Below are 19,830 nucleotides of genomic sequence, written 5' to 3'. Positions count from 1 at the left end.
TGGACTGCCCTCCGGCGGCACGGTCGGCGGTACGTCCCATGCGCCGCCGGGATCGGAAACGCCCGTGCTGCCTCACGGGAAGCCAACAGCGCGGCGCCCGCCCCCGCATGCGGAGCGCGACCGGCCAGGTGACGCGCTCCCCGCCCGGCGCACGGCCGCCCGTGTCACCCGCCCGCCCCCGTCGTCACCTCCCGCTCCGCCGAGAAGCCGCCCCAGGTGCCGTCCGGCAGCCTGGCCCGCACCCGCACCCGGTGCGTGACGCCGGTCTCCCGCCCCGCGTAGAAGCTGTACTCGGCCCGGTCGCGCGGCGCCTCGTCGCCGTAGACGAGGGACGTCGCCGGACGGCCGTCCAGGTGGATCTGGTACTCCGTCACCACCCCGTCCGTGCGCGGCGGGGTCCAGGTGAGGTCGATGTAGTAGGCCCCGTCGGCGTGACGGGAGGCCGCGCGCAGGGCCTCGGGCGCGGTGGCGCGGCCGTCGTCGGAGCCGGGAGTGGTGAGCCGTACGACGGCGCCGGCGGGGGAGACGTTGTCGGCGGCGTCCCGCGCCCGGACCGTGAAGGAGTAGCGGGTGCCCGGACGCAGTCCCGTGACCACGGCCGCCGTCTGTCCGCCGCCGACGCTGTGCACCTTCGTCTCGCCCTGGTACACGTCGTACGACGCCACCGCGCGGTCGTCGGTCGCGGCGGACCAGGTGAGCTGGACCGCCCGGCTGCCCACCGCCCGGCCGCGCGTGTCCCCCGGACGCGTCGGCGCCGAGTCGTCGGTGACCGCGGCGGGGGTGGTCGCCCGCACCTCGCGGCTGGGTGGCCCGAGCCGCCCGTCGGCGTCGCGGGCCCGCACGGTGAACGCGTAGGCCGTCGAGGGGGCCAGCCGGGTGACGTCCACCATGCGGTCGGCGGCGGGCACCTCCTCGACCATCGCGCCGCCGCGGTACACCTCGTACGCCTCGACCCCGTCGACCGCGTTCCACATCACGTGCACCGTCGTCGCGCTGCCCGCCTCGGCGGTGACGCCCGTCGGCGCCCCGGGGGGCGGGCCGTTCTGCCCGCCGTCGCCGCCCGTGCCCCAGCCGCAGGAGGCGACCAGGGCGAGGGATGCGCAGAGCAGGGCGCAGCGGCGAGGGACGGGGGGGAGGGGAGCGGGGGAGGGGGCGGCGGGAACGGGGACGTCTCGCACGGGCGCTGCCTCCTGGGTGACTTCGGACGGAGTCGCCGGGTCGGCTGGGCCGGCTGGGCCGGCGACGGCAGGGCGGCAATGGTCCGGACCAATATGACGTCAGTGACGCGATCACATCAAGAGGGCGTGCCCCGTCCGGCCCACAAAAGGTGGCGGCGCGAGTGATTCGGGGACAGATGTGGCCGAGTGACCGTCCATGTCCCCCAGGAGAGGCCTCAACGTGCGTGTCCAGTCGCTGACACTGGTCGCGGCCAGCGTCGCCCTGCTCGCCCCCACGACGTTTCCCGACGCCGCGTCTCCGCCCCGGCCCGGCCCCCGGGTCCCGTTCGGCTCCGGCCACCAGTCGCACGGCGGACCGGACCGCGCCGACCGCTCCGCGCGCCGGACGGGACCGGTGCCGCCGCAGGACGCGCCGGTTCCGGAGGCCGCCGTGCTCCCCGAGTACAAGGCCGCGCCCGGAGCCGGCGCCCGGAGCGAGGGACCCGTCCGCGCCGCCGACCTGCTGGCCAGAGTGCGCGACTGCGCCCCCGTCTCCAAAGGCCACTACCGCAGCGACGCCGGCGCGCCGGCCGACATCCCGGTCTGCGGCGCGCGGGGCGCCGTGTACTGGCAGGCCGACCTGGACGTCGACTGCGACGGTCGGGCCGGCGACCGCTGCAACAGCCGAACCGACCCGCACTTCACACCCGCCACCGCCTACACCCAGTCGGACGGCAGCCCCCTGGACGCCGAACGGCTCCCCTACGTCGTGGTGCCGCAGCCCAGCGACATCTGGGACCACCGCGCCGACGACGTCCGGGGCGGATCGGTCGCGGCCGTCGTCCACGGCGACCGGGTGCGGTACGCCGTCGTCGGCGACGTCGGCCCGTGCGAGCTCATCGGCGAGGCCTCCTACGCCGCCGCCGAATCGCTCGGCATCCCTGCCGACCCGCACGCGGGCGGTACCGACTCCGGCGTGACGTACATCGTCTTCAAGGGCAGCGAGGTGGAGCCGATCGAGGACGTGGCCGCCGCCGAGAAGACGGGGGAGCGGCTCGCGCGGGAGTTCGTGGACGGCGGGTGACGGGCGGGCGTCCCGGGCGCGGGGCGGGGAGGATGCCCGCCCCGCGCCCGGCGCGCGCGGCGCGGCGGTTCCGGGTCACGCCTTCCGGTAGGAGTACGCCTCCGCGGCCGCCGCCTCGACGGCCTCCAGGCCGGCGCCCGTCGAGGCCGTGACGACGGCGGCCACCGCGCCCTCGACGAACGGGGCGTCCACCAGCCGGGTGTTCTCCGGGAGTTCGTCGCCCTCGGCGAGCAGCGCCTTCACCGTGAGCACAGCGCTGCCCAGGTCGGTGAGGACGGCGACGCCGGCGCCCCGGTCCACGGACGCGGCGGCCGCCGAGACCAGCTCGGAGCTGGTGCCGAACTCCCCGGACGCCGTACCGCCCGCCGGGGCGACGGGCACCGCGGCGCCGCCGCCCGACAGGGCCTTCGCCAGTTCCGCCACCGACGCGGCGACCTGGGCGCTGTGCGACACCAGCACGATCCCGACCAGCTTCTCGTCACTCACCGGATGCCTCCTCCAGTGCGGCGAACAGCAGCGCGGCGGACGTGGCGCCGGGGTCCTGGTGCCCGATGCTGCGCTCGCCCAGATAGCTCGCCCTGCCCTTGCGGGCCTGTAGGGGAGTGGTCGCCTCGGCCCCTTCCTGAGCCGCCGCACGGGCCGCGGCGAACGAGTCACCGAGGGCGTCCACGGCGGGCACCAGGGCATCGATCATGGTCTTGTCGCCCGGCTGGGCGCCGCCGAGCGTCCGGACCGCGTCCACGCCCGTCCGCAGCGCCTCGGCCAGTTGCGCCGGGCTCACCTCGGCGCCGTCCCCGAGCGCCTTGCCACTGCGGCGCAGCAGCGTCCCGTACAGCGGACCCGAGGCGCCGCCGACCGTGGAGATCAGTTGCCGCCCGGCGAGGGTGAGGACCGCCCCGGGCGTGCCGGGTGCCTCCTTCTCCAGCGTGGCCGCCACGGCCGTGAACCCCCGCTGGAGGTTGCTGCCGTGGTCGGCGTCGCCGATGGGTGAGTCGAGGGCGGTGAGCCGTTCCGCCTCACGGTCGACCAGCGTGGCGGCCGCCGTCATCCAGCGGCGGAAGAAGTCGGCGTCGAGCACAGGATCTCCTTGCCTGGTAGGTACGTTCTGGTCCCTTCCCCGTCCACCGTCACATGCCCCACCTCAGACCCGGCGTCCGCACCGGCGCGTCCCACAGTCCGAGCAGCTCCTCGTCGATCTCGCACAGGGTGACCGAGGCACCGGCCATGTCCAGGGAGGTGACGTAGTTGCCGACGAGGGTGCGGGCGACGGCGACACCGCGCTCGCCGAGCACCCGCTGCACCTCGGCGTTGAAGCCGTACAGCTCCAGCAGCGGCGTGGCGCCCATGCCGTTGACCAGCACCAGCACGGGGTTGCGCGGGCTGAGGTCGGCCAGCACCGCGTCGACGGCGGCCTCGGCGATCTCGCCCGAGGTCATCATCGGGCGCCGCTCCCGGCCGGGCTCCCCGTGGATGCCGACGCCCAGCTCCAGCTCACCGGCCGGCAGGTCGAAGGTGGGGCTGCCCTTGGCGGGCGTGGTGCAGGCACTGAGCGCGACGCCGAAGCTGCGGGAGCCGTCGTTCACCTGACGGGCGATCGCCTCCACCCGCTCCAGCGGCCGGCCCTGGTCCGCCGCGGCCCCGGCGATCTTCTCCACGAACAGCGTCGCCCCCGTGCCGCGCCGCCCGGCCGTGTAGAGGCTGTCCGTCACCGCCACGTCGTCGTCGACCAGCACCTTGGCCACCTGGATGCCCTCGTCCTCGGCCAGTTCGGCGGCCATGTCGAAGTTGAGCACGTCGCCGGTGTAGTTCTTGACGACGAACAGGACCCCGGCCCCGCTGTCCACGGCCGCCGCGGCCCGCACCATCTGGTCCGGCACCGGCGAGGTGAACACCTCACCCGGGCAGGCCGCCGACAGCATCCCGGGCCCCACGAACCCCCCGTGCAGCGGCTCGTGCCCGGAGCCCCCGCCGGACACCAGGGCCACCTTCCCGGCGACGGGAGCGTCCCGCCGCACGATCACCCGGTTCTCGACGTCCACCGTCAACTCGGGATGGGCGGCCGCCATACCGCGCAGCGCGTCGGCGACGACGGTTTCGGGAACGTTGATCAGCATCTTCATGGGTGCCTCCTGGGAAGAGTGGCAGGCCTGGCGGCCGGGCGAGCCATGGCCGAGGTGACGCTGTCGGCAGTATCCGTCCTCCTGCAGCGAAGGTCACGCGCGCGAGCGGCACGGGCGCGCCCCGGCCCCCGCGCCCGCCGTCCGTCGTACCCGTACGGAGCCCCTCTCAGAAAGCTCCCAGGAATCACTCCGAAACCGGTCAAGAGCAGGTGCGACCCTTGCCCCGTTCAGATGGTCGGCGACATGACCGGGGGCCGCTCGTGGTGGCAGGGGTTCTCGCCTCCCGCGCCGCCGCCGGCTGTCGATCGTGCACTCCGTCGTGGCGGCCCACGGCGGCGACGCCCAGATCGACACCGTCCCGGGGCGCACCCGGAACCGTGTCTTCTCGTCGACGATGGGCCCTGGACGTGTCCGAGCAACCCGTCCCGTCGAGCGGAGGGCGCCCTGCCCGCCTCCCGAGCGGCCCGGTTGCGACCGGCGGCCCTGCGCCCGTCGTTGGTCGGGCGGCGGCACCGGAATCGGCAATCGCCGGGGTCCACGGTGTGCTGACCTGGCGCCAGCCCGAGTCGGCGGCCTTCATCAGCGTCCTGTACGCCGACGGGGCGGCCCGGCCGTTCCGACGTTCCCGAGTACGCCGCCGAGCTGTCCCGACGGGTCGAGCGGGCCCTGCCGGCCCACCCGGGCGTCGGCAGCCTGGGGGCGGCTGCTCGGTGTCGAGGTGGAACCGGTGCGTCCCTTCGGCGGGTGACGGGCGCGGTCAGCCGCCGTTGGGCTGCCCGGCCACCGCCGGCCTGACGTCCTGCCAGGAACCGGGGGTGAACGCCCCGTCCTCGTCGTCGCCTGATGACCGGAAGACCCCCGGCCCCGCGAACCGGCGTACAGCGGACATCGGTTGGGCGCGGGCGTCAGGCGGGCTGCCAGACTTCGGCCAGCGCCGACGTGGTCAGCACGCCGTCGGGGGGTCCCTGTCCGGCCAGGTGGCCGTCGCGGAGCAGGAGGCACGCGTCCGCCGAGCGGGCGGCCTGGAGGTCGTGAGTGGCCTGGACGACGGTCACGCCGTCGGCGACCAGCTCCGTGAGCAGCGTCGCGATGCGCTCCCTGGCCTCGGGGTCGAGCCCCGTGGTCGGTTCGTCCAGCAGCAGGAGGTCCGACTCCTGGGCCAGCCCCTGGGCGACGAGGACGCGTTGGCGCTGTCCGCCCGACAGTTCCCCGAGCTGGCGCCCGGCGAGGTCGGCGACGTGCAGCCGGTCGAGGGCCGAGTCCACGCTCGCGCGGTCCTGGCGGGTCAGCCGGCGCCACGGGCCGCGCTCGCCCCAGCGTCCCATCTCCACGGTCTGCCGGACGGTCAGCGGCAGGGCGTCCGCGACGGCACCGCGCTGCGGCACGAAGGCCGGCGGCCGGTCGCCGTCGTGGTGCACCTCTCCCGCTGTCGGCCCGATCACACCGGCCAGGACGCCGAGCAGCGTCGACTTCCCGCTGCCGTTCGGGCCGACGAGGGCCGTGGCGGCGAACGCCGGTATGTCGGCGGTTATGCGGTGGAGCACCGGACGGCCCGGATAGCCGGCGCTCAGCCGACTGAAGCGGACGCGTGTCGTCCGTCGGGTGGGAGGGGCCGGCGAAGGACGCGGTTTGGTGAACATGATTTTCATTGTAGTGTCCTCGCATGGAGTGGTTGACAGCCCCGTTCGAAGTGACGTTCGTCCAGCGCGCCCTGTGGGGCGGCATCCTCGTGTCCGCCATCTGCGCGCCGGCCGGTACCTGGGTGGTGCTCAGGGGGATGGCCTTCCTCGGGGACGCCATGTCCCACGGGCTGCTGCCCGGGGTCGCGCTGGCCGCGCTGCTCGGCGGAAATCCGCTGGTGGGCGCGGTGGCGAGCGCGACCGTCATGACGGCGGGCGTCACCGCGCTCGGGCGCACGCCGAGGCTGTCCCAGGACACCGGCATCGGACTGTTGTTCGTCGGCATGCTGTCGCTGGGCGTGATCATCGTCTCGCGCTCGCAGTCCTTCGCCGTGGATCTGACCGGCTTCCTCTTCGGCGACGTCCTCGCCGTCCGGGAACAGGACCTGCTTCTGCTGGGCGCAGCCCTGCTGGTGGCCCTGGCCGTCTCGGTCCTCGGCCACCGCGCCTTCCTCGCCCTCGCGTTCGACCCGCGCAAGGCCCACACGCTCGGCCTGCGCCCCCGTCTCGCGCACGCGGTGCTGCTCGGCCTGCTGGGCATGGCGATCGTCGCCTCGTTCCACATCGTGGGGACCCTGCTGGTCCTCGGACTGCTCATCGCCCCGCCGGCGGCGGCCCTGCCCTGGGCGCGCGGCGTCCGCGGCGTCATGGTCCTGGCCGCGCTCCTGGGCACCGTCGCCACCTTCGGAGGCCTGCTCCTGTCCTGGCACCTGGGCACCGCCGCCGGCGCGACCGTCTCGGCACTCGCGGTGAGCCTCTTCTTCCTCTCCCACGTCGCGTCCGGCCTCCGCCACCGCCGCGCGCGCCCCGCAGCCGTTCCCGCTCCGGCACCAGTCGACTGAAGGAAAAGCAGACGCGATGGCCCTGACCCTCCGAACGAACACCACCACGCGGGCATCGACCGCACTCGTCCTCACCGCCCTCCTCGCCGCGGGCTGCGCCCAGGGAGCCGACGACAAGTCCGCCCCGGCCGGCAGCCCACCGAGCGCCACCCCGCACGGATACGTCGAGGGAGCGAAGGAGTCCGCCGAGCAGCAGTCCCGTCTCCTGCTCGGCGACCCTGGCAGCGGCGACACCCGGGTCCTCGACCTCATCACCGGCGAGGCGCACACGACCGCGGACGTGGCGGGCGCGACCCGGCTGGCCTCCGACGGCCGCTTCGGCTACTTCGACACCCCCCGCGGTACGCACGTGGTCGACACCGGCGCCTGGACGGTCGACCACGGCGACCACGTGCACTACTACCGGGCGGCGATACGCGACGTCGGCGACCTCCCCGTGGGCCCGCGCGCCGAGGTCCGCAGCGACGCCACCGTGACCGCCGTGACCGGCCGGGACGGCAGGACCAGGCTGTACGACCGGACGGAGCTGGAGCACGGCGAGGTCCCGTCCGCCCGGACCCTCGCCGGAGTGCACTCCGGCCCCGTGGTGCCCTACGAGGAACACCTGCTCGCGCTCACCGGCGACGGCCGCTCCACGAAGCTCACCGTGTACGACCGCGAGGGCGGGCGCGTCGCCGCGCCGGACGCGGAGTGCGAGGAACCCCGCGGCGACGCGGTCACCCGCCGCGGACTGGTCCTCGGATGTGCCGACGGCGCCCTGCTCGTCAGCGCGGCCGACGGCGCCTTCACCGCGGAGAGGATCCCGTACGGCGAGGAGGTGCCCGCGAAGGAGCGGGCCACCGCCTTCCGGCACCGGGCCGGCAGCGACACCCTCACGGCACCGGCCGGCGACCGCGCCGTGTGGGTCCTGGACGTCACCGACCGCACCTGGAAGCGGGTGGAGACCGGGCCGGTCGTCGCCGCCAACACGGCGGGGGAGGGCTCCGCGCTGCTCGTCCTGGAGACCGACGGCGCGCTGCACGGGTACGACATCGCCACGGGCAGGGAGACCTCCACCACCGAGCCGCTCACCGCCGCCCCCCGGAAGACCGGCGCCGGCGGACCCGTCATCGAGGTGGACCGCAGCCGCGCCTACGTCAACGACCCGGCGGGCAAGCGGGTGTACGAGGTCGACTACAACGACGGCCTGCGCATCGCCCGCACCTTCGACCTGGACATCGAGCCCCGCCTGATGACGGAGACCGGCCGATGAGGGGCAGCAAGCGCGCCCGGGTCGGCGTCGCCCGGCTGCGCAGCCTGCTGATGGGCCTGCTCGCCCTGACCACGGCGGCCGCCGCCACCGCGTGCGCCACCACCGACGACCGGGCCCGCATCGTCGTGACCACCAACATCCTCGGTGACGTCACCCGGCAGATCGTCGGCGACGAGGCCGAGGTCACCGTCCTGATGAAACCGAACGCGGACCCGCACTCCTTCGGCCTGTCGGCGGTCCAGGCGGCCGAACTGGAGGCCGCCGACCTGGTGGTCTTCAACGGCCTCGGCCTGGAGGAGAACGTACTGCGGCACGTGGACGCCGCCCGCGAGGCCGGCGTGGCCACCTTCGAGGTCGGCGAGGCCGTCGACCCGCTCACCTTCCGCGCGAGCGAGGACGGCGGCCCCGCCGACGGGGCCGGACAGCCGGACCCGCACTTCTGGACCGACCCGGACCGGATGCGCAAGGCGGCCGGTCTCATGGCCGACCAGGTGGTGGAGCACGTGGACGGCGTGGACGAAACGGCGATACGCGCCAACGCCGCCCGCTACGACGCACGACTCGCGGAGCTGTCCACCTGGATGGCGGATTCCTTCGACCGCATCCCCGACGACGAGCGCGCCCTGGTCACCAACCACCACGTCTTCGGCTACCTCGCCGAACGCTTCGGCTTCCGCGTCATCGGTGCCGTGATCCCCAGCGGCACGACGCTGGCTTCGCCCAGCTCCTCCGACCTGCGCTCGCTCACCCGGGCCATGGAAGAGGCCGGGGTACGCACCGTGTTCGCCGACTCCTCCCGGCCCAAGCGGCTGGCCGAGGTGCTGCGCACGGAACTGGGCGGCGACGTACGGGTCGTCGAGCTGTACTCGGAGTCGCTGACCGCGAAGGGCGAGGGCGCCGACACCTACCTGCGGATGATGCGCGCCAACACCGCCGCCATGACCGACGGCCTGACCGCCTCCCCGGCCGGCGGCTGACTCCGCCTCGCCTTCCCCCACCAGTTTCCGGCCGACCGGCCGGCAGTACCCCCTCCCGCATCACACGCCGCCCAGCGCGGCCCGGAAAGGAACACACCGGTGAACAAGTCGATACGCAACAGAACCCTCACGGGGACGGCCCTCGCCCTCGCGGTGTCCACGGTGCTGACCGCCTGCGGCAGCGGCGACGGGGCCTCGTCCTCCTCGTCCGACGCCAAGGCGAAGGACACCGCGAGCGCCACGCCCGCCGCCACGGTCACGGACCCGCTGGTGGCCACCTTCGACGGCGGCCTCTACATCCTGGACGGCGAGAGCCTGAAGCTGACCCGGACCATCGAGCTGCCCGGGTTCAACCGGGTCAACCCCGCCGGGGACGACGACCACGTCATCGTCTCCACCGACAGCGGCTTCCGTGTCCTGGACGCGGCGGACCAGACCCTCACCGACATCGAGTACCCGGGCGCCAAGCCCGGCCACGTCGTACGCCACGCCGGCAAGACGGTCCTCTTCACCGACGGCACCGGCCAGGTCAACGTCTTCGACCCGGCCGGCCTCGGCACCGGCGAGAAGCCGCCGGGCCGCACCCACACCACGGCCGAGGCCCACCACGGCGTCGCCATCGAGCTGGCGAACGGCGAGCTCCTCACCACCATCGGCGACGAGGAGAAGCGCACCGGAGCCCTCGTCCTGGACGAGAACGGCGAGGAGATCGCCCGCAACGAGAACTGCCCCGGCGTGCACGGTGAGGCGGCGGCCGAGGGCGAGGCGATCGCCGTCGGCTGCGAGGACGGAGTACTGCTCTACAAGGACGGCCGGTTCACCAAGGTGGACGCCCCCGACGCCTACGGCCGGATCGGCAACCAGGCCGGCAGCGACGCCTCGCCCGTCCTGCTGGGCGACTACAAGACCGACCCGGACGCGGAGCTGGAGCGGCCCACGCGGATATCGCTGATCGACACGGAGAAGGCGGAGCTGCGCCTGGTCGACCTCGGCACCAGCTACTCGTTCCGCTCGCTGGCCCGCGGACCGCACGGCGAGGCACTCGTGCTCGGCACCGACGGCGCGATCCACGTCATCGACCCGGTCAGCGGCAAGGTCACCCAGAAGATCCCCGCCGTGGGCGCGTGGCAGGAGCCGCTGGACTGGCAGCAGCCGAGGCCCACGCTCTTCGTCCGCGACCACACCGCCTACGTCTCCGAGCCGAGCACGAGGGGCCTGCACGCCATCGACCTGGAGTCGGGCGAGAAGGTCGGGTCCGTGACGCTCCCGAAGGGCACCAACGAACTGTCGGGCGTCGTCGCCGGGCACTGACCCCGCACTCCCGCGCGGTCACGAGCGCGGCGGGCCGCCCGGTCTCCGGGCGACCCGCCCCCGTCCGTAGGGCACACTCGGACGGAGGGGGGCCGTACCTGCGGATCACTGCGAGGCCCGCATGCTCGATGTGCCGTTCTGGCTCTGGACAGTCTTCGCCGCGACCGTGGTCGTGTCGCTCGTCGTCGACCTCCTGGCCCACCGCAGCGCCCACGTCATCGGGTTCAAGGAGGCGGCGGCCTGGAGCGGACTGTGGGTGGGACTCGCCCTCGTCTTCGGCGCGGTCGTCTTCCTGGTGCTCGGCGGGACGGCGGGAACCGAGTACACCACCGCGTGGCTGCTGGAGAAGAGCCTCTCCGTCGACAACCTCTTCGTCTTCGCGCTGATCTTCGCCTACTTCAAGGTGCCCCGCGAATACCAGCACCGCGTCCTGTTCTTCGGGGTCATCGGCGCCCTGGTGTTCCGCGGTCTCTTCCTGGCCGCGGGTGTCGCCGTGGTCAGCCGGTTCACCGCTGTCCTGTTCGTCTTCGCGGCCGTCCTCTTCTACAGTGTGTACAAGATCCTCAAGGGCGAGGAGGAGAGCTTCGACCCGGGCCGGAGCTTCGCCGTCCGCCTGCTGCGCAAGTTCGTCCCCGTGCGGGACGAGTACGCGGGGCAGCATTTCTTCGTCAAGGAGGCGGGGAAGCGGGTGGCGACGCCCCTGCTGGCCGTCGTCGCCGCGATCGAGGCGGCCGACCTGATCTTCGCCGTGGACAGCGTGCCGGCCGTGCTCGCCGTCAGCGACGAGACCTTCATCGTCTACACCAGCAACGCGTTCGCCATCCTCGGCCTCAGGGCCCTGTACTTCATGCTGTCGGGCCTGCTGGACCGCTTCCACTACCTGAGTACGGGCCTGGCCGTCATCCTCGGCTTCATCGGCGTCAAGCTCATCCTCCAGGCGAGCCACGAGATGATCAGCAAGTCCATCCCCGAGATCCCCTCCACGGTGAGCCTGGCCGTGATCGTCGTGGTCCTGACGGTGTCGGTGGTCATGAGTTTGCGGCGCCCACAGAAGTCCCCGTAAGTCCCCGTGACGGCCGCGTCGGCGTCCCACTGTCCCTTTCGCCCATTCGAACGTAAAATGGCGGCAAAGGCTTTTCAAAGCTCTCGCTGGTGTTGGTGAGAAATCATGACCAGTCACATGCAGAAGACGAAGACCCAGCGCACGAAAACGCAGCACACCGATTCGCCGCGCGAGGACGTCTGCCCCCGCTGCGGCCACCACGTGCCCCCGGAGGTCTCGCGCCACAAGACCCTCGGCATCTACGTCCCGGTATGGCGCCGGGGCACCTGCCTGAATCCCGACTGCCCCGAGTCCGGCCGGGAGCGGCACCCGTAGCCCGGGGCCGCCGGCTCAGCCGACGGCGGGACCGGTGACGGCCCGGCCCTCGCGGTCGTAGGGCCAGACGTTGGTCCGGCAGCCGTGCAGGCCCTTGATCTGCTGCATCATCACCGGGGCGGGACGCCCCGCCCCGGGACAGCCCTCGTGGCCGTGGCCGAGGAAGTGCCCGACCTCGTGGTTGATGATCAGCGCGCGGTAGGACGTCACGTCGTCGGCGTAGTACTGCGTCGCCAGCAGCCACCGCTTGAGGTTGACCATGACGTCCTGACCGACGTTGCAGTTGACCTCGCCGCCGGTGTCCAGACCGTACTGGCCGCATATGTCGTCCACGGTCCCCGCCGTGGCCAGCCGCACCCGGAAGTCGGAGGTGCCGCCTGACACCCGACGGAACCCCGTCCGCCCGTCGGCCGTCCAGCCGCGCTCGTCGGCCAGGATCCGCTCCACCTCGGCCGCCACCTCCGGCGCCGCGATCCCGATGCCGTCCTCGACCTGCACGACGTAGGTGAGCGTCCGTCCGCTCCCGCCGACCCGGTCACCGCCGCCCTGGGCGGTGACGAACGTCCCGGGGCCCGACGACGGGATGGAGTCGGCCTCCACGGAGTCGTCCCCCGTTCCTTCCTCCGCCTCCTCCTCCGCCTTTTCCTCCGTCTCGGCGGCCTCGGGTGCGGACGGTGTGCCGGAGCCCGGCGCGGACGGTCCGGACGCGTCCGCGCGGCCGCCGGAGGACGCGGACCGTTCCCCGAGGACCAGGCCGCCGGCGAGCAGCAGCACGACACCGGCCACGAGCCCCGCCCACAGGAGCGGAGCCCTGCCGCCCCGCCTGCGGCGGACCCGGCTTCCGCGGCGATGGGACGCGCCGGAGGACGAGGAGGGGTTCGATCGGTGCACGTTCATGATCACGAAGCGTGCCCGGTGCGTGTGATCGCCCATGGACGGCTTTTGGACCGCTGTGTAACAGCCGTGACCCGCACGCGGGCGTTCGCACGTACATCCGCATACTGAGACCCATGCCGAGGGTTCTGATCATCGAAGACGACCGCGCCGTCCGGGAGGGCGTGCGCCTGGCCCTGCGCCGCCAGGGACACGAGGTCGCCGCGGCGGCGACGGGCGAGGAGGGGCTGGAGCAGCTGCGGTCGTTCCGGCCCGACGCCGTCGTCCTCGACCTGATGCTGCCCGGCATGCCCGGTCTGGAGGTGTGCCGCCGCATCCGCGCGCACGACCAGGTGCCGATCATCATGGCCACCGCCCGCGGCGACGACACGGACATCGTGGTCGGACTGGAGTCGGGGGCCGACGACTACGTGGTCAAGCCGGTCCGCGCCCGCGTACTGGACGCCCGCATCCGCGCGGTGCTGCGCCGGGTGGGCGGCGCCGCGGACGAGAACGGCACCGCCCGCGTCGAACACCACGGTGACCTGGTCATCGACCGGGCCGGCCTCACCGTCACCCACCAGGGACGGCCGGTCGCCCTCGGCCCCTCCGAACTCCGGTTGCTGCTGACCCTGTCCGCCTCCGCCGGGCAGGTCTTCAGCCGCCAGCAGCTTCTGGAAGCCGTCTGGGAGCACAGCTACCACGGCGACGCGCGACTGGTGGACGCCTGCGTCAAGCGCCTGCGGTCCAAGATCGGAGAACCGGCCGGCAGTCCCCGCTACGTCCACACCGTGCGCGGCTTCGGCTACCGCTTCGGGCCCCGATGAGAATGCCCCGCGTGCCGCGCGCGCTGAACGGGCTGCGCGTGCGGCTGGTCGTGGCCTTCACCCTCGTAGCCGTCGTCGCCACGGTGACCACCGGAGCCCTGACCTTCCGCGAGGCGCGCACCGGGGTCCTGCAGCAGAGCCAGGACACGGTGATCGAGGACTTCCGGCACCGCGTCAACACCCTGGTCCCCAACTACCGCTTCCCGCCCGACGAGGCGGACCTCCAGACGTTCGCCGCCGACGTGTCGCGCGGCGGCCGGTCCCAGAACTGGCGGGTGCTGGTCGCCTACCGGCAGGCGACCGCGACGTCCGAGACCGGCGACGCGTTCCGCGAACTGTCACCGGAGATGCGCGAGTCCGTGCGCACCCGCCGGGCCACGGTGTTCCAGCGCGTGACGCGGGACGGCCACTCCGCACTGGTCGTCGGGATGCCCGTCACCTTCGCCGGCGACTACAGCACCGAACGGCCCGCCTCGGGGCTGGAGGTCTACCTCACCGTGCCGCAGCGCGAGGAGCAGGGCTACGTCGACGCGCTGGTCTCCGCCATCGAACGCGCCACCGTGCCCGCCCTGGCCCTGGCCGTCCTGATCGCGCTCCTGGCCGCGCGCGGTGTGCTGCGCCCGGTGCGGGCCCTGCGGCGGGCCACCCGCAGCATCGCCGAGGGCCGCCTCGACACCCGGCTCGCGGTCCAGGGCTCCGACGAACTCGCCGACCTGTCCCGCACCTTCAACGAGACGGCGGCCGCGCTGGAGGGGTCGGTGGCGGAACTGCGGCGCATGGAGGCCGGCGCGCGCCGTTTCGCCGCGGACGTCTCCCACGAGCTGCGCACCCCGCTGGCGGCGATGTCGGCGGTCACGGACGTACTGGACGAGGACGCGGCCGGCCTGGACGAGGACACCGCGACGGCCGTGCGCCTCATCAGCGAGGAGACCACGAAGCTGGCCGGCCTGGTGGACGACCTGATGGAGATCTCCCGGTTCGACGCGGGCGCCGCCGCCCTGCACCTGGACGACATCGACCTCGCCGAGTCCGTACGGCGCACGCTCGCCACCCGCGGCTGGCCGGACACCGTACGGACCAGCCTGCCCGGACCGGGCGAGCTGCGCGGCCGGGTCGACCCGCGCCGCCTCGACGTGATCGTCGCCAACCTCGTCGCCAACGCACTGCGCCACGGCGCCCCGCCCGTCCGCCTCGGCCTGCGCGAGGAGCACGACCCCCGGGCGGGCAGGCAGGCGGTCATCGAGGTCCACGACGGCGGGGACGGCATCCCCGACGACGTCCTGCCGCAGGTCTTCGACCGCTTCTACAAGTCGGACAGCGCCCGCGTCCGGAGCGAGGGCAGCGGCCTCGGACTGGCCATCACCACCGAGAACGTACGCCTGCACGGCGGCACCGTCCGCGCGGCCAACCATCCGGACGGCGGCGCCGTCTTCACGGTCGTCCTCCCGCTGCGGCCGCGGGGCGCCGGGGACCGCACCACGCACACGGACGAGGAGGACCGGCCATGAACCCGCGACGCAGGATCGCCCTCACCCTCCTGTGCGGGGCGCTGCTCCCGCTCTCCGCCTGCGGCATCCCCGCGACCGGCGTGGTGGAGGCGGGGGAGCCCGCGACCGGCGTCCGGGGCCCGGACGGGACCCCCACCCCGACACAGGCACCGTCCGAGGCCGTGCCGGCCGCCGCGGTCCCGCTCTACTTCGTGGCGGACGGCGACCTGGTGGCGGTGACGCGCACGGTGATCGGCGCGACCGACCTCGGCAGCGCCGTCCTCATGCTGTTCAAGGGGCCGGACGCCGAGGAGCGGGGACGGGGGCTGACGACCGAACTGCCGCCGGCCGCCGAGGCGCCCACCGTCCGCGCCGACGGAGCGGCGGTCGTCGTCCAGCTGCCGAAGGGGACGGGGAGCCTCAGCGAGACGGCCGTCGACCAGCTGGCCTGCACGGTCGCCGTCGCCCGCCTGCGCCAGGACCCGGCCCTCGGCAGCGCTCAGGTGACCGTGGAACAGCCCGGCGGGCGGCTCGCCGGCCGGTCCAGCGACGACTGCCCGACCGGCGCGGACGACAGCACGGGGGACATCGGCAAAAGCACGGGCGGACACACCACCGGAGGCTGACCGCACGCCCGGGCGCGCTCACAGGCAACCCGAATCAACTCGTTCCCCTCCTCCTCCAACGAGGGCCGTCCGCACCGGCGGAGCCCCGAACCGAGGTATTGAGGAGCGGATTCTTGATACGTGCTCGAAGGACATGGGCCGCCGCGGCGGCGGCCCTGACCCTGCTGGGAGTGGCGCCTGCCGCCGCCCACGCCGCACCCCGACCGCCGAGCACCACCTCCGTCCCGGAGACCTGGGCCGGCACCGCGGACCTCCCGCCCGGCTGGCGGGTCACCGGCACCGGTGACGAGAGAGCCCTCCAGTGGCGCTCCCCGAGGAACGTCCCGCACGGCGACGCCCGGGTGGAGTTCCACGCCGGCGGCCGCCTGCTCGGCGTACCGGAACCGGACGACGACGGCCGCACCTTCCGCTTACCCCTGCACGACACCGAACCGGCCGCCCTCGACGGGCTGGCGGACCTCCAGGTCCTGGCCGCCGGCCGCCGCCTCGACGAGGAACCCGGCGCCCCGGCCCGCGAGCGCCGCCCCTCCCAGGCACCCCCGGCGAAACTCCCGCCCCGGCTGCCCGCCGGCAGCGTCGACCCGGGCAGGCCCGGCCGGTTCGCCACGACGACCGGCGAGTACACGCTCGACCCGGTACGGCTGCCCGGCCTTTCCGCGCCGGTCGAGATGCGCGGCCTGGTCGTCGCGCCGAAGGGGGCGGCCGGCAAGCGCCCGCTCGCGCTGTTCCTGCACGGCCGCCACGGCACCTGCTACGTCCCGGGCGAGGGCGAGGAGGCCGTCACGATCGACTGGCCCTGCGCCGACGGCGCCCGGCCCATCCCCAGTCACCGCGGCTACCTCCAGGACCAGAAGCTCCTCGCCTCCCTGGGCTACGTGACCGTCTCGATCTCCGCGAACGGCGTCAACGGCCAGGACGGCGGCCTCGAGGACGGCGGAGCCCAGGCCCGCTCCTCCCTGGTGCGCTCGCACCTGGCCCGCTGGGCCGACTGGGCCGCCCACTCCGCCATGGCACCCCGGGCCGTACGCCGGGGTCCGAAGGCCGACCTGTCCCGTGTCCTGCTCGTCGGGCACTCGCGCGGCGGCGAAGGCGTCGACCGGGCCGCCATGGACAGCCTCTACCCGCCACCCGCGAGCCAGGACGGCAGCCCCGGACGCTCGCGCTGGAACATCCGCGGCACCGTACTCATCGGCCCCACCGCCTTCGGCCAGAACCCCGTCCCCGACGTGCCGTCACTGACGATCCTGCCGGGCTGCGACGGCGACGTCTCCGACCTCCAGGGGCAGCTCTACGTCGACGGCACCCGCGGCGTCAGCCGGGGCCGGGCGCTGCACAGCGCGGTCCACATCACGGGCGCGAACCACAACTACTTCAACAGCGAGTGGACGCCCGGCCAGGCCGAGGCGCCCGCCTCCGACGACTTCTGGGACGACCCCGAGGACCGCGACCCGGTCTGCTCGGTGGGCAGCCCCACCCGCCTCACCGCCGAGCAGCAGCACCGCGCCGGCACCACCTACATCGCCGCCGCGGCACGGCTGTTCGTCGCCGGTGACGACCGGGTGCGCGAGCTGATCGACGGCACCGGCCGCCGGGCCCCCTCGGCCGACCCGGCACGTGTGCTGACCCACGCGGTCGGCGCCGGCCGCGGCGCCGGACTCCTGCCGGACGACGGGGTGGAGGTGACCGGCGGACGCCTGTGCGCAGCGGTCGACCCCGACCCTTCCGCCGCCTGCCTCGGCGAGGACGCCCACGGCTCCTCGCCGCACTTCGCGTACTGGCAGCCGGAACGCGAGGTCGGCCGCGGCGCCGTCGCCCTCGACTGGACCGCACCGGGCACCCCGGCCCGTATCCGCCCCGAGGCACCGGTCTCCCTCAAGGGCGCCGACAGCCTCGCCCTGCGCGTCATCGTGCCGCCGGGCAGCACCGGAACCCGGCTCGACGTGTCCGTCACCGACGCCGACGGCCGGCGCGCCACCCTCGGCGGCGTCCGCGCCGACGGACTGCCGGGCAGTGACCGCACGGCCTCCTACTGGGCGCAGGAACTGCGGGTACCGCTCACCGCCGCCGCCCGCACCGGCATCGACCTGCGCCGGATCGCCTCGCTCGAACTGACGCCGCGTTCGTCCTCGGGCAAGGCCTGGCTGATGGACGCCCACGCCTGGCAGCCGGGCACCCCCCGGGTGCGGCCGGCACCGCTGGCCCGGGTCGACGTCGGCCGGACGACGGTCGAGGAGGGCGACGACGGAGTGCGCACCTACCGCGTCCCGGTGCGCCTCTCCGGCCAGGGCGGCGGCACGGTCCGCACGTACGTCACCGATCCGGCGACCGGCGTGACCGAGCACCGGCTGGTCGACGTCCGTCCCGGCGGCTCCGGCATCGACGTGACGGTGAAGGTGGCGGGCAACAAGCGGTACGCCTGGGACACCTCGCACGACCTGCTCGTGAAGGCGGTCCGCGGAACGGTCGTCGGCTCCTACGCCGGCGGGCTCACCGTCGAGAACGACGACCCGATGCCCGAGATCGCCGTGAGTGCCGTCGCCGACGAGGTCACCGAGGGACAGCCGCTGCGCTGGCGCGTCACCTTGTCCGAGCCCGCCGACGTCCACCTCGGCACCCTGCTGCTGCCGGTGCCGGACGACACCCGTCCCGAACTGTCCACCAAGGACGTCGACCCGGACTGGCTGCTGGAGAACGCGTGGGAGGTGCCCGACGCCGAGGTCCCGCTGTCCCGGCTGGAGTACCTCTCGCTGTGGGCCCTGGTCCCGCCGGGGGAGACCGAGACGGAGGTGACGGTGCCCACGGTCCGCGACGAGGTCACCGAACCCGCCGAGCACATCGGGTGGCAGCCCACCGACGACGCGGGCGAGCCGCTGGGCCCGGTGCTGAACGGCACGGTGCTCGACGCGTCGTAGAAGACCCGGACCGGCCCCGCACGCGGTTCCGGACCCGCCCGTCCGGAGCCGCGTGCGCGTGGCGCAGGTCACGTGTGAGGGCACCGCGCAACGCGCACGATGACGCCATGCCCGATGACACCACCCTCACCGACCACGGCACGGCGGCCCTTCGGGGCGTGCGGATCGCCGACTTCTCCCGCGTCCTCGCCGGACCGTACGCGACGATGCTCCTCGCCGACCTGGGCGCCGACGTCGTCAAGGTGGAACGCCCCGGCACCGGCGACGACACCCGCGCCTGGCGCCCGCCCGCCGACGCGTCCGGCACCTCCACCTACTTCCTGGGCGTCAACCGCAACAAACGGTCCGTCACCCTGGACCTCGCCACCGACGAGGGACGCGACCGGGCCCGCGAGCTGATCGCCGGCGCGGACGTCGTGGTGGAGAACTTCCGCCCCGGCACCATGGAGAAGCTAGGCCTCGGCCACGAGGAACTGCGCGCCGCCGACCCGCGGCTCGTCTACTGCTCCGTCACCGGCTTCGGCACCGGAGCCGGCGCCGGGCTGCCCGGCTACGACCTGCTGGTGCAGGCCGTCGGCGGCCTGATGAGCGTCACCGGGGAACCGGACGGCGAACCCACCAAGACCGGCGTCGCCCTCGTCGACGTCATCACCGGGCTGCACGCCACCGTCGGCATCCTCGCCGCCCTGCGCCACCGGGAACGCACCGGCGAGGGCCAGCTCGTCGAGGTCAGCCTGCTCGGCTCACTGCTGTCGGCGATGGCCAACCAGGCCTCGGGCTACGTCGCGGCGGGCGTCGTACCGGGACGGCTCGGCAACGCCCACCCGAGCATCGCCCCGTACGAGACGTTCCACACCGCCGACCGGCCGATCGCCCTCGCCGTCGGCAACGACCGGCAGTTCGCCGCGCTGGCCACGCTGCTCGGCGTCCCGGAATTCGCCGGCGACCCGAGGTTTCGCACCAACCCCGACCGCGTGGCCCACCGCGGTGAACTCCGGCCGCTCCTCCAGGACCGGCTGCGCACCCGCGGGGCCGACCACTGGGCCGGCGTGCTGCCGGCGGCGGGAGTGCCGGCCGGCCCGGTCAACGCCCTCGACGAGGCCTTCGCCTACGCCGGTCGGCTGGGCGTCGAGGCCGTCGTGGACGTCGGCGGTACCCGCCAGGTGGCCCATCCGATCCGTCTCGCCGCCACCCCGGCGCGCTACCGCCTCGCACCGCCTGAGCTGGGCGAACACACCGCCGAGGTGTTCTGGGACGACGAGGGCGCGAGTACCTGACACCGGTCCCGGCGTGGCCGTACGACTG

19 protein-coding genes are annotated in these 19,830 nt (G+C 73.9%); 12 read left to right on the top strand and 7 right to left on the bottom strand.

All coding sequences use genetic code 11. From position 1 onward, the window contains the following. Positions 1–164: 164 nt before the first annotated feature. Positions 165–1,178: a fibronectin type III domain-containing protein gene (locus M6G08_RS28985; protein ID WP_272590069.1), complete on the bottom strand. Its 1,014-nt coding sequence runs from the start codon at positions 1,176–1,178 to the stop codon at positions 165–167. Positions 1,179–1,398: 220 nt separating this feature from the next. Here M6G08_RS28985 and M6G08_RS28980 point away from each other — a divergent pair, with 220 nt between their 5' ends. Further along, a complete protein-coding gene (locus M6G08_RS28980) occupies positions 1,399–2,241 on the top strand; it encodes a glycoside hydrolase family 75 protein (RefSeq protein ID WP_272590068.1) in 843 nt (280 codons plus the stop codon). A gap of 75 nt (positions 2,242–2,316) precedes the next feature. Here the strand turns inward: M6G08_RS28980 and M6G08_RS28975 are convergent, their stop codons facing one another. The 5 genes from M6G08_RS28975 to aztA all read right to left on the bottom strand — a co-directional run bounded on the left by M6G08_RS28975 (position 2,317) and on the right by aztA (position 6,010). Continuing rightward, positions 2,317–2,727, bottom strand: a complete 411-nt coding sequence (locus M6G08_RS28975; RefSeq protein WP_073732022.1) for a PTS-dependent dihydroxyacetone kinase phosphotransferase subunit DhaM — start codon at positions 2,725–2,727, stop codon at positions 2,317–2,319. Beyond that, the gene (dhaL, locus tag M6G08_RS28970; protein ID WP_272590067.1) at positions 2,720–3,319 is read right to left on the bottom strand and encodes a dihydroxyacetone kinase subunit DhaL; all 600 of its coding nucleotides are present in this window, start codon (positions 3,317–3,319) and stop codon (positions 2,720–2,722) included. Before dhaL ends, M6G08_RS28975 begins: the two co-directional genes overlap by 8 nt. A 49-nt stretch (positions 3,320–3,368) precedes the next feature. Then, positions 3,369–4,361 carry a dihydroxyacetone kinase subunit DhaK gene (dhaK, locus tag M6G08_RS28965; protein WP_272590066.1) on the bottom strand — a complete coding sequence of 331 codons (993 nt, stop codon included), beginning with the start codon at positions 4,359–4,361 and terminating at the stop codon, positions 3,369–3,371. 757 nt (positions 4,362–5,118) lie between these two features. After that, positions 5,119–5,250 (bottom strand): hypothetical protein, encoded by a 132-nt coding sequence (locus M6G08_RS28960; protein ID WP_272590065.1) that lies wholly within the window; start codon positions 5,248–5,250, stop codon positions 5,119–5,121. Between the two features lie 16 nt (positions 5,251–5,266). Further along, complete coding sequence (gene aztA / locus M6G08_RS28955; protein ID WP_272590064.1) at positions 5,267–6,010, bottom strand: zinc ABC transporter ATP-binding protein AztA; 744 nt, start codon at positions 6,008–6,010, stop codon at positions 5,267–5,269. 14 nt (positions 6,011–6,024) lie between these two features. Here aztA and aztB point away from each other — a divergent pair, with 14 nt between their 5' ends. The 6 genes from aztB to M6G08_RS28925 all read left to right on the top strand — a co-directional run bounded on the left by aztB (position 6,025) and on the right by M6G08_RS28925 (position 11,800). After that, positions 6,025–6,882: a zinc ABC transporter permease AztB gene (gene aztB, locus M6G08_RS28950; protein ID WP_272590063.1), complete on the top strand. Its 858-nt coding sequence runs from the start codon at positions 6,025–6,027 to the stop codon at positions 6,880–6,882. 16 nt (positions 6,883–6,898) lie between these two features. Further along, positions 6,899–8,134 carry a hypothetical protein gene (locus M6G08_RS28945; protein ID WP_272590062.1) on the top strand — a complete coding sequence of 412 codons (1,236 nt, stop codon included), beginning with the start codon at positions 6,899–6,901 and terminating at the stop codon, positions 8,132–8,134. Continuing rightward, positions 8,131–9,111 carry a zinc ABC transporter substrate-binding protein AztC gene (gene aztC, locus M6G08_RS28940; RefSeq protein ID WP_272590061.1) on the top strand — a complete coding sequence of 327 codons (981 nt, stop codon included), beginning with the start codon at positions 8,131–8,133 and terminating at the stop codon, positions 9,109–9,111. The genes M6G08_RS28945 and aztC overlap by 4 nt, the downstream gene beginning before the upstream one ends. A 99-nt stretch (positions 9,112–9,210) precedes the next feature. Then, positions 9,211–10,422, top strand: a complete 1,212-nt coding sequence (aztD, locus tag M6G08_RS28935; protein WP_272590060.1) for a zinc metallochaperone AztD — start codon at positions 9,211–9,213, stop codon at positions 10,420–10,422. A gap of 121 nt (positions 10,423–10,543) precedes the next feature. Then, positions 10,544–11,485 carry a TerC family protein gene (locus M6G08_RS28930; protein WP_272590059.1) on the top strand — a complete coding sequence of 314 codons (942 nt, stop codon included), beginning with the start codon at positions 10,544–10,546 and terminating at the stop codon, positions 11,483–11,485. Positions 11,486–11,590: 105 nt separating this feature from the next. Next, complete coding sequence (locus M6G08_RS28925) at positions 11,591–11,800, top strand: hypothetical protein (RefSeq protein ID WP_272590058.1); 210 nt, start codon at positions 11,591–11,593, stop codon at positions 11,798–11,800. Positions 11,801–11,815: 15 nt separating this feature from the next. On the opposite strand, the gene M6G08_RS28920 is transcribed toward M6G08_RS28925, so the two are convergent. Next, on the bottom strand, positions 11,816–12,697 hold the full coding sequence (locus M6G08_RS28920; protein ID WP_272590057.1) for a DUF3152 domain-containing protein: 882 nt from the start codon (positions 12,695–12,697) through the stop codon (positions 11,816–11,818). A 113-nt stretch (positions 12,698–12,810) separates the two neighbouring features. On the opposite strand from M6G08_RS28920, the gene M6G08_RS28915 reads away from it, so the two are divergent. The 5 genes from M6G08_RS28915 (at position 12,811) to M6G08_RS28895 (ending at position 19,802) form a co-directional block, all read left to right on the top strand. Further along, positions 12,811–13,500 (top strand): response regulator, encoded by a 690-nt coding sequence (locus tag M6G08_RS28915; RefSeq protein ID WP_272590056.1) that lies wholly within the window; start codon positions 12,811–12,813, stop codon positions 13,498–13,500. Between the two features lie 11 nt (positions 13,501–13,511). Continuing rightward, positions 13,512–15,008 (top strand): ATP-binding protein, encoded by a 1,497-nt coding sequence (locus tag M6G08_RS28910; protein WP_443048985.1) that lies wholly within the window; start codon positions 13,512–13,514, stop codon positions 15,006–15,008. Then, positions 15,005–15,613 carry a hypothetical protein gene (locus tag M6G08_RS28905; protein WP_272590055.1) on the top strand — a complete coding sequence of 203 codons (609 nt, stop codon included), beginning with the start codon at positions 15,005–15,007 and terminating at the stop codon, positions 15,611–15,613. The genes M6G08_RS28910 and M6G08_RS28905 overlap by 4 nt, the downstream gene beginning before the upstream one ends. A 113-nt stretch (positions 15,614–15,726) precedes the next feature. Continuing rightward, entirely contained in the window at positions 15,727–18,525 is a 2,799-nt protein-coding gene (locus tag M6G08_RS28900) for an alpha/beta hydrolase (protein ID WP_272590054.1), read from the top strand. A gap of 107 nt (positions 18,526–18,632) precedes the next feature. Next, the gene (locus tag M6G08_RS28895; RefSeq protein ID WP_272590053.1) at positions 18,633–19,802 is read left to right on the top strand and encodes a CaiB/BaiF CoA transferase family protein; all 1,170 of its coding nucleotides are present in this window, start codon (positions 18,633–18,635) and stop codon (positions 19,800–19,802) included. Positions 19,803–19,830: the final 28 nt, after the last annotated feature.

It is taken from the genome of Streptomyces sp. M92 (assembly GCF_028473745.1).
Classification (GTDB): domain Bacteria; phylum Actinomycetota; class Actinomycetes; order Streptomycetales; family Streptomycetaceae; genus Streptomyces.
The sequence above is the reverse complement of the archived record's forward strand: the minus strand, read 5'-3'. Positions and strand labels throughout refer to the sequence as shown.

What these genes read in the sequence shown, in the direction of transcription:
- M6G08_RS28960 (WP_272590065.1), bottom strand. Translation starts at nt 5,250, where the DNA reads ATGTCCGCTGTACGCCGGTTCGCGGGGCCGGGGGTCTTCCGGTCATCA.
- M6G08_RS28945 (WP_272590062.1), top strand. Translation starts at nt 6,899, where the DNA reads ATGGCCCTGACCCTCCGAACGAACACCACCACGCGGGCATCGACCGCA.
- M6G08_RS28920 (WP_272590057.1), bottom strand. Translation starts at nt 12,697, where the DNA reads ATGAACGTGCACCGATCGAACCCCTCCTCGTCCTCCGGCGCGTCCCAT.
- dhaK (WP_272590066.1), bottom strand. Translation starts at nt 4,361, where the DNA reads ATGAAGATGCTGATCAACGTTCCCGAAACCGTCGTCGCCGACGCGCTG.
- M6G08_RS28905 (WP_272590055.1), top strand. Translation starts at nt 15,005, where the DNA reads ATGAACCCGCGACGCAGGATCGCCCTCACCCTCCTGTGCGGGGCGCTG.
- M6G08_RS28925 (WP_272590058.1), top strand. Translation starts at nt 11,591, where the DNA reads ATGACCAGTCACATGCAGAAGACGAAGACCCAGCGCACGAAAACGCAG.
- aztC (WP_272590061.1), top strand. Translation starts at nt 8,131, where the DNA reads ATGAGGGGCAGCAAGCGCGCCCGGGTCGGCGTCGCCCGGCTGCGCAGC.
- M6G08_RS28895 (WP_272590053.1), top strand. Translation starts at nt 18,633, where the DNA reads ATGCCCGATGACACCACCCTCACCGACCACGGCACGGCGGCCCTTCGG.
- aztA (WP_272590064.1), bottom strand. Translation starts at nt 6,010, where the DNA reads ATGAAAATCATGTTCACCAAACCGCGTCCTTCGCCGGCCCCTCCCACC.
- aztB (WP_272590063.1), top strand. Translation starts at nt 6,025, where the DNA reads ATGGAGTGGTTGACAGCCCCGTTCGAAGTGACGTTCGTCCAGCGCGCC.
- M6G08_RS28915 (WP_272590056.1), top strand. Translation starts at nt 12,811, where the DNA reads ATGCCGAGGGTTCTGATCATCGAAGACGACCGCGCCGTCCGGGAGGGC.
- M6G08_RS28930 (WP_272590059.1), top strand. Translation starts at nt 10,544, where the DNA reads ATGCTCGATGTGCCGTTCTGGCTCTGGACAGTCTTCGCCGCGACCGTG.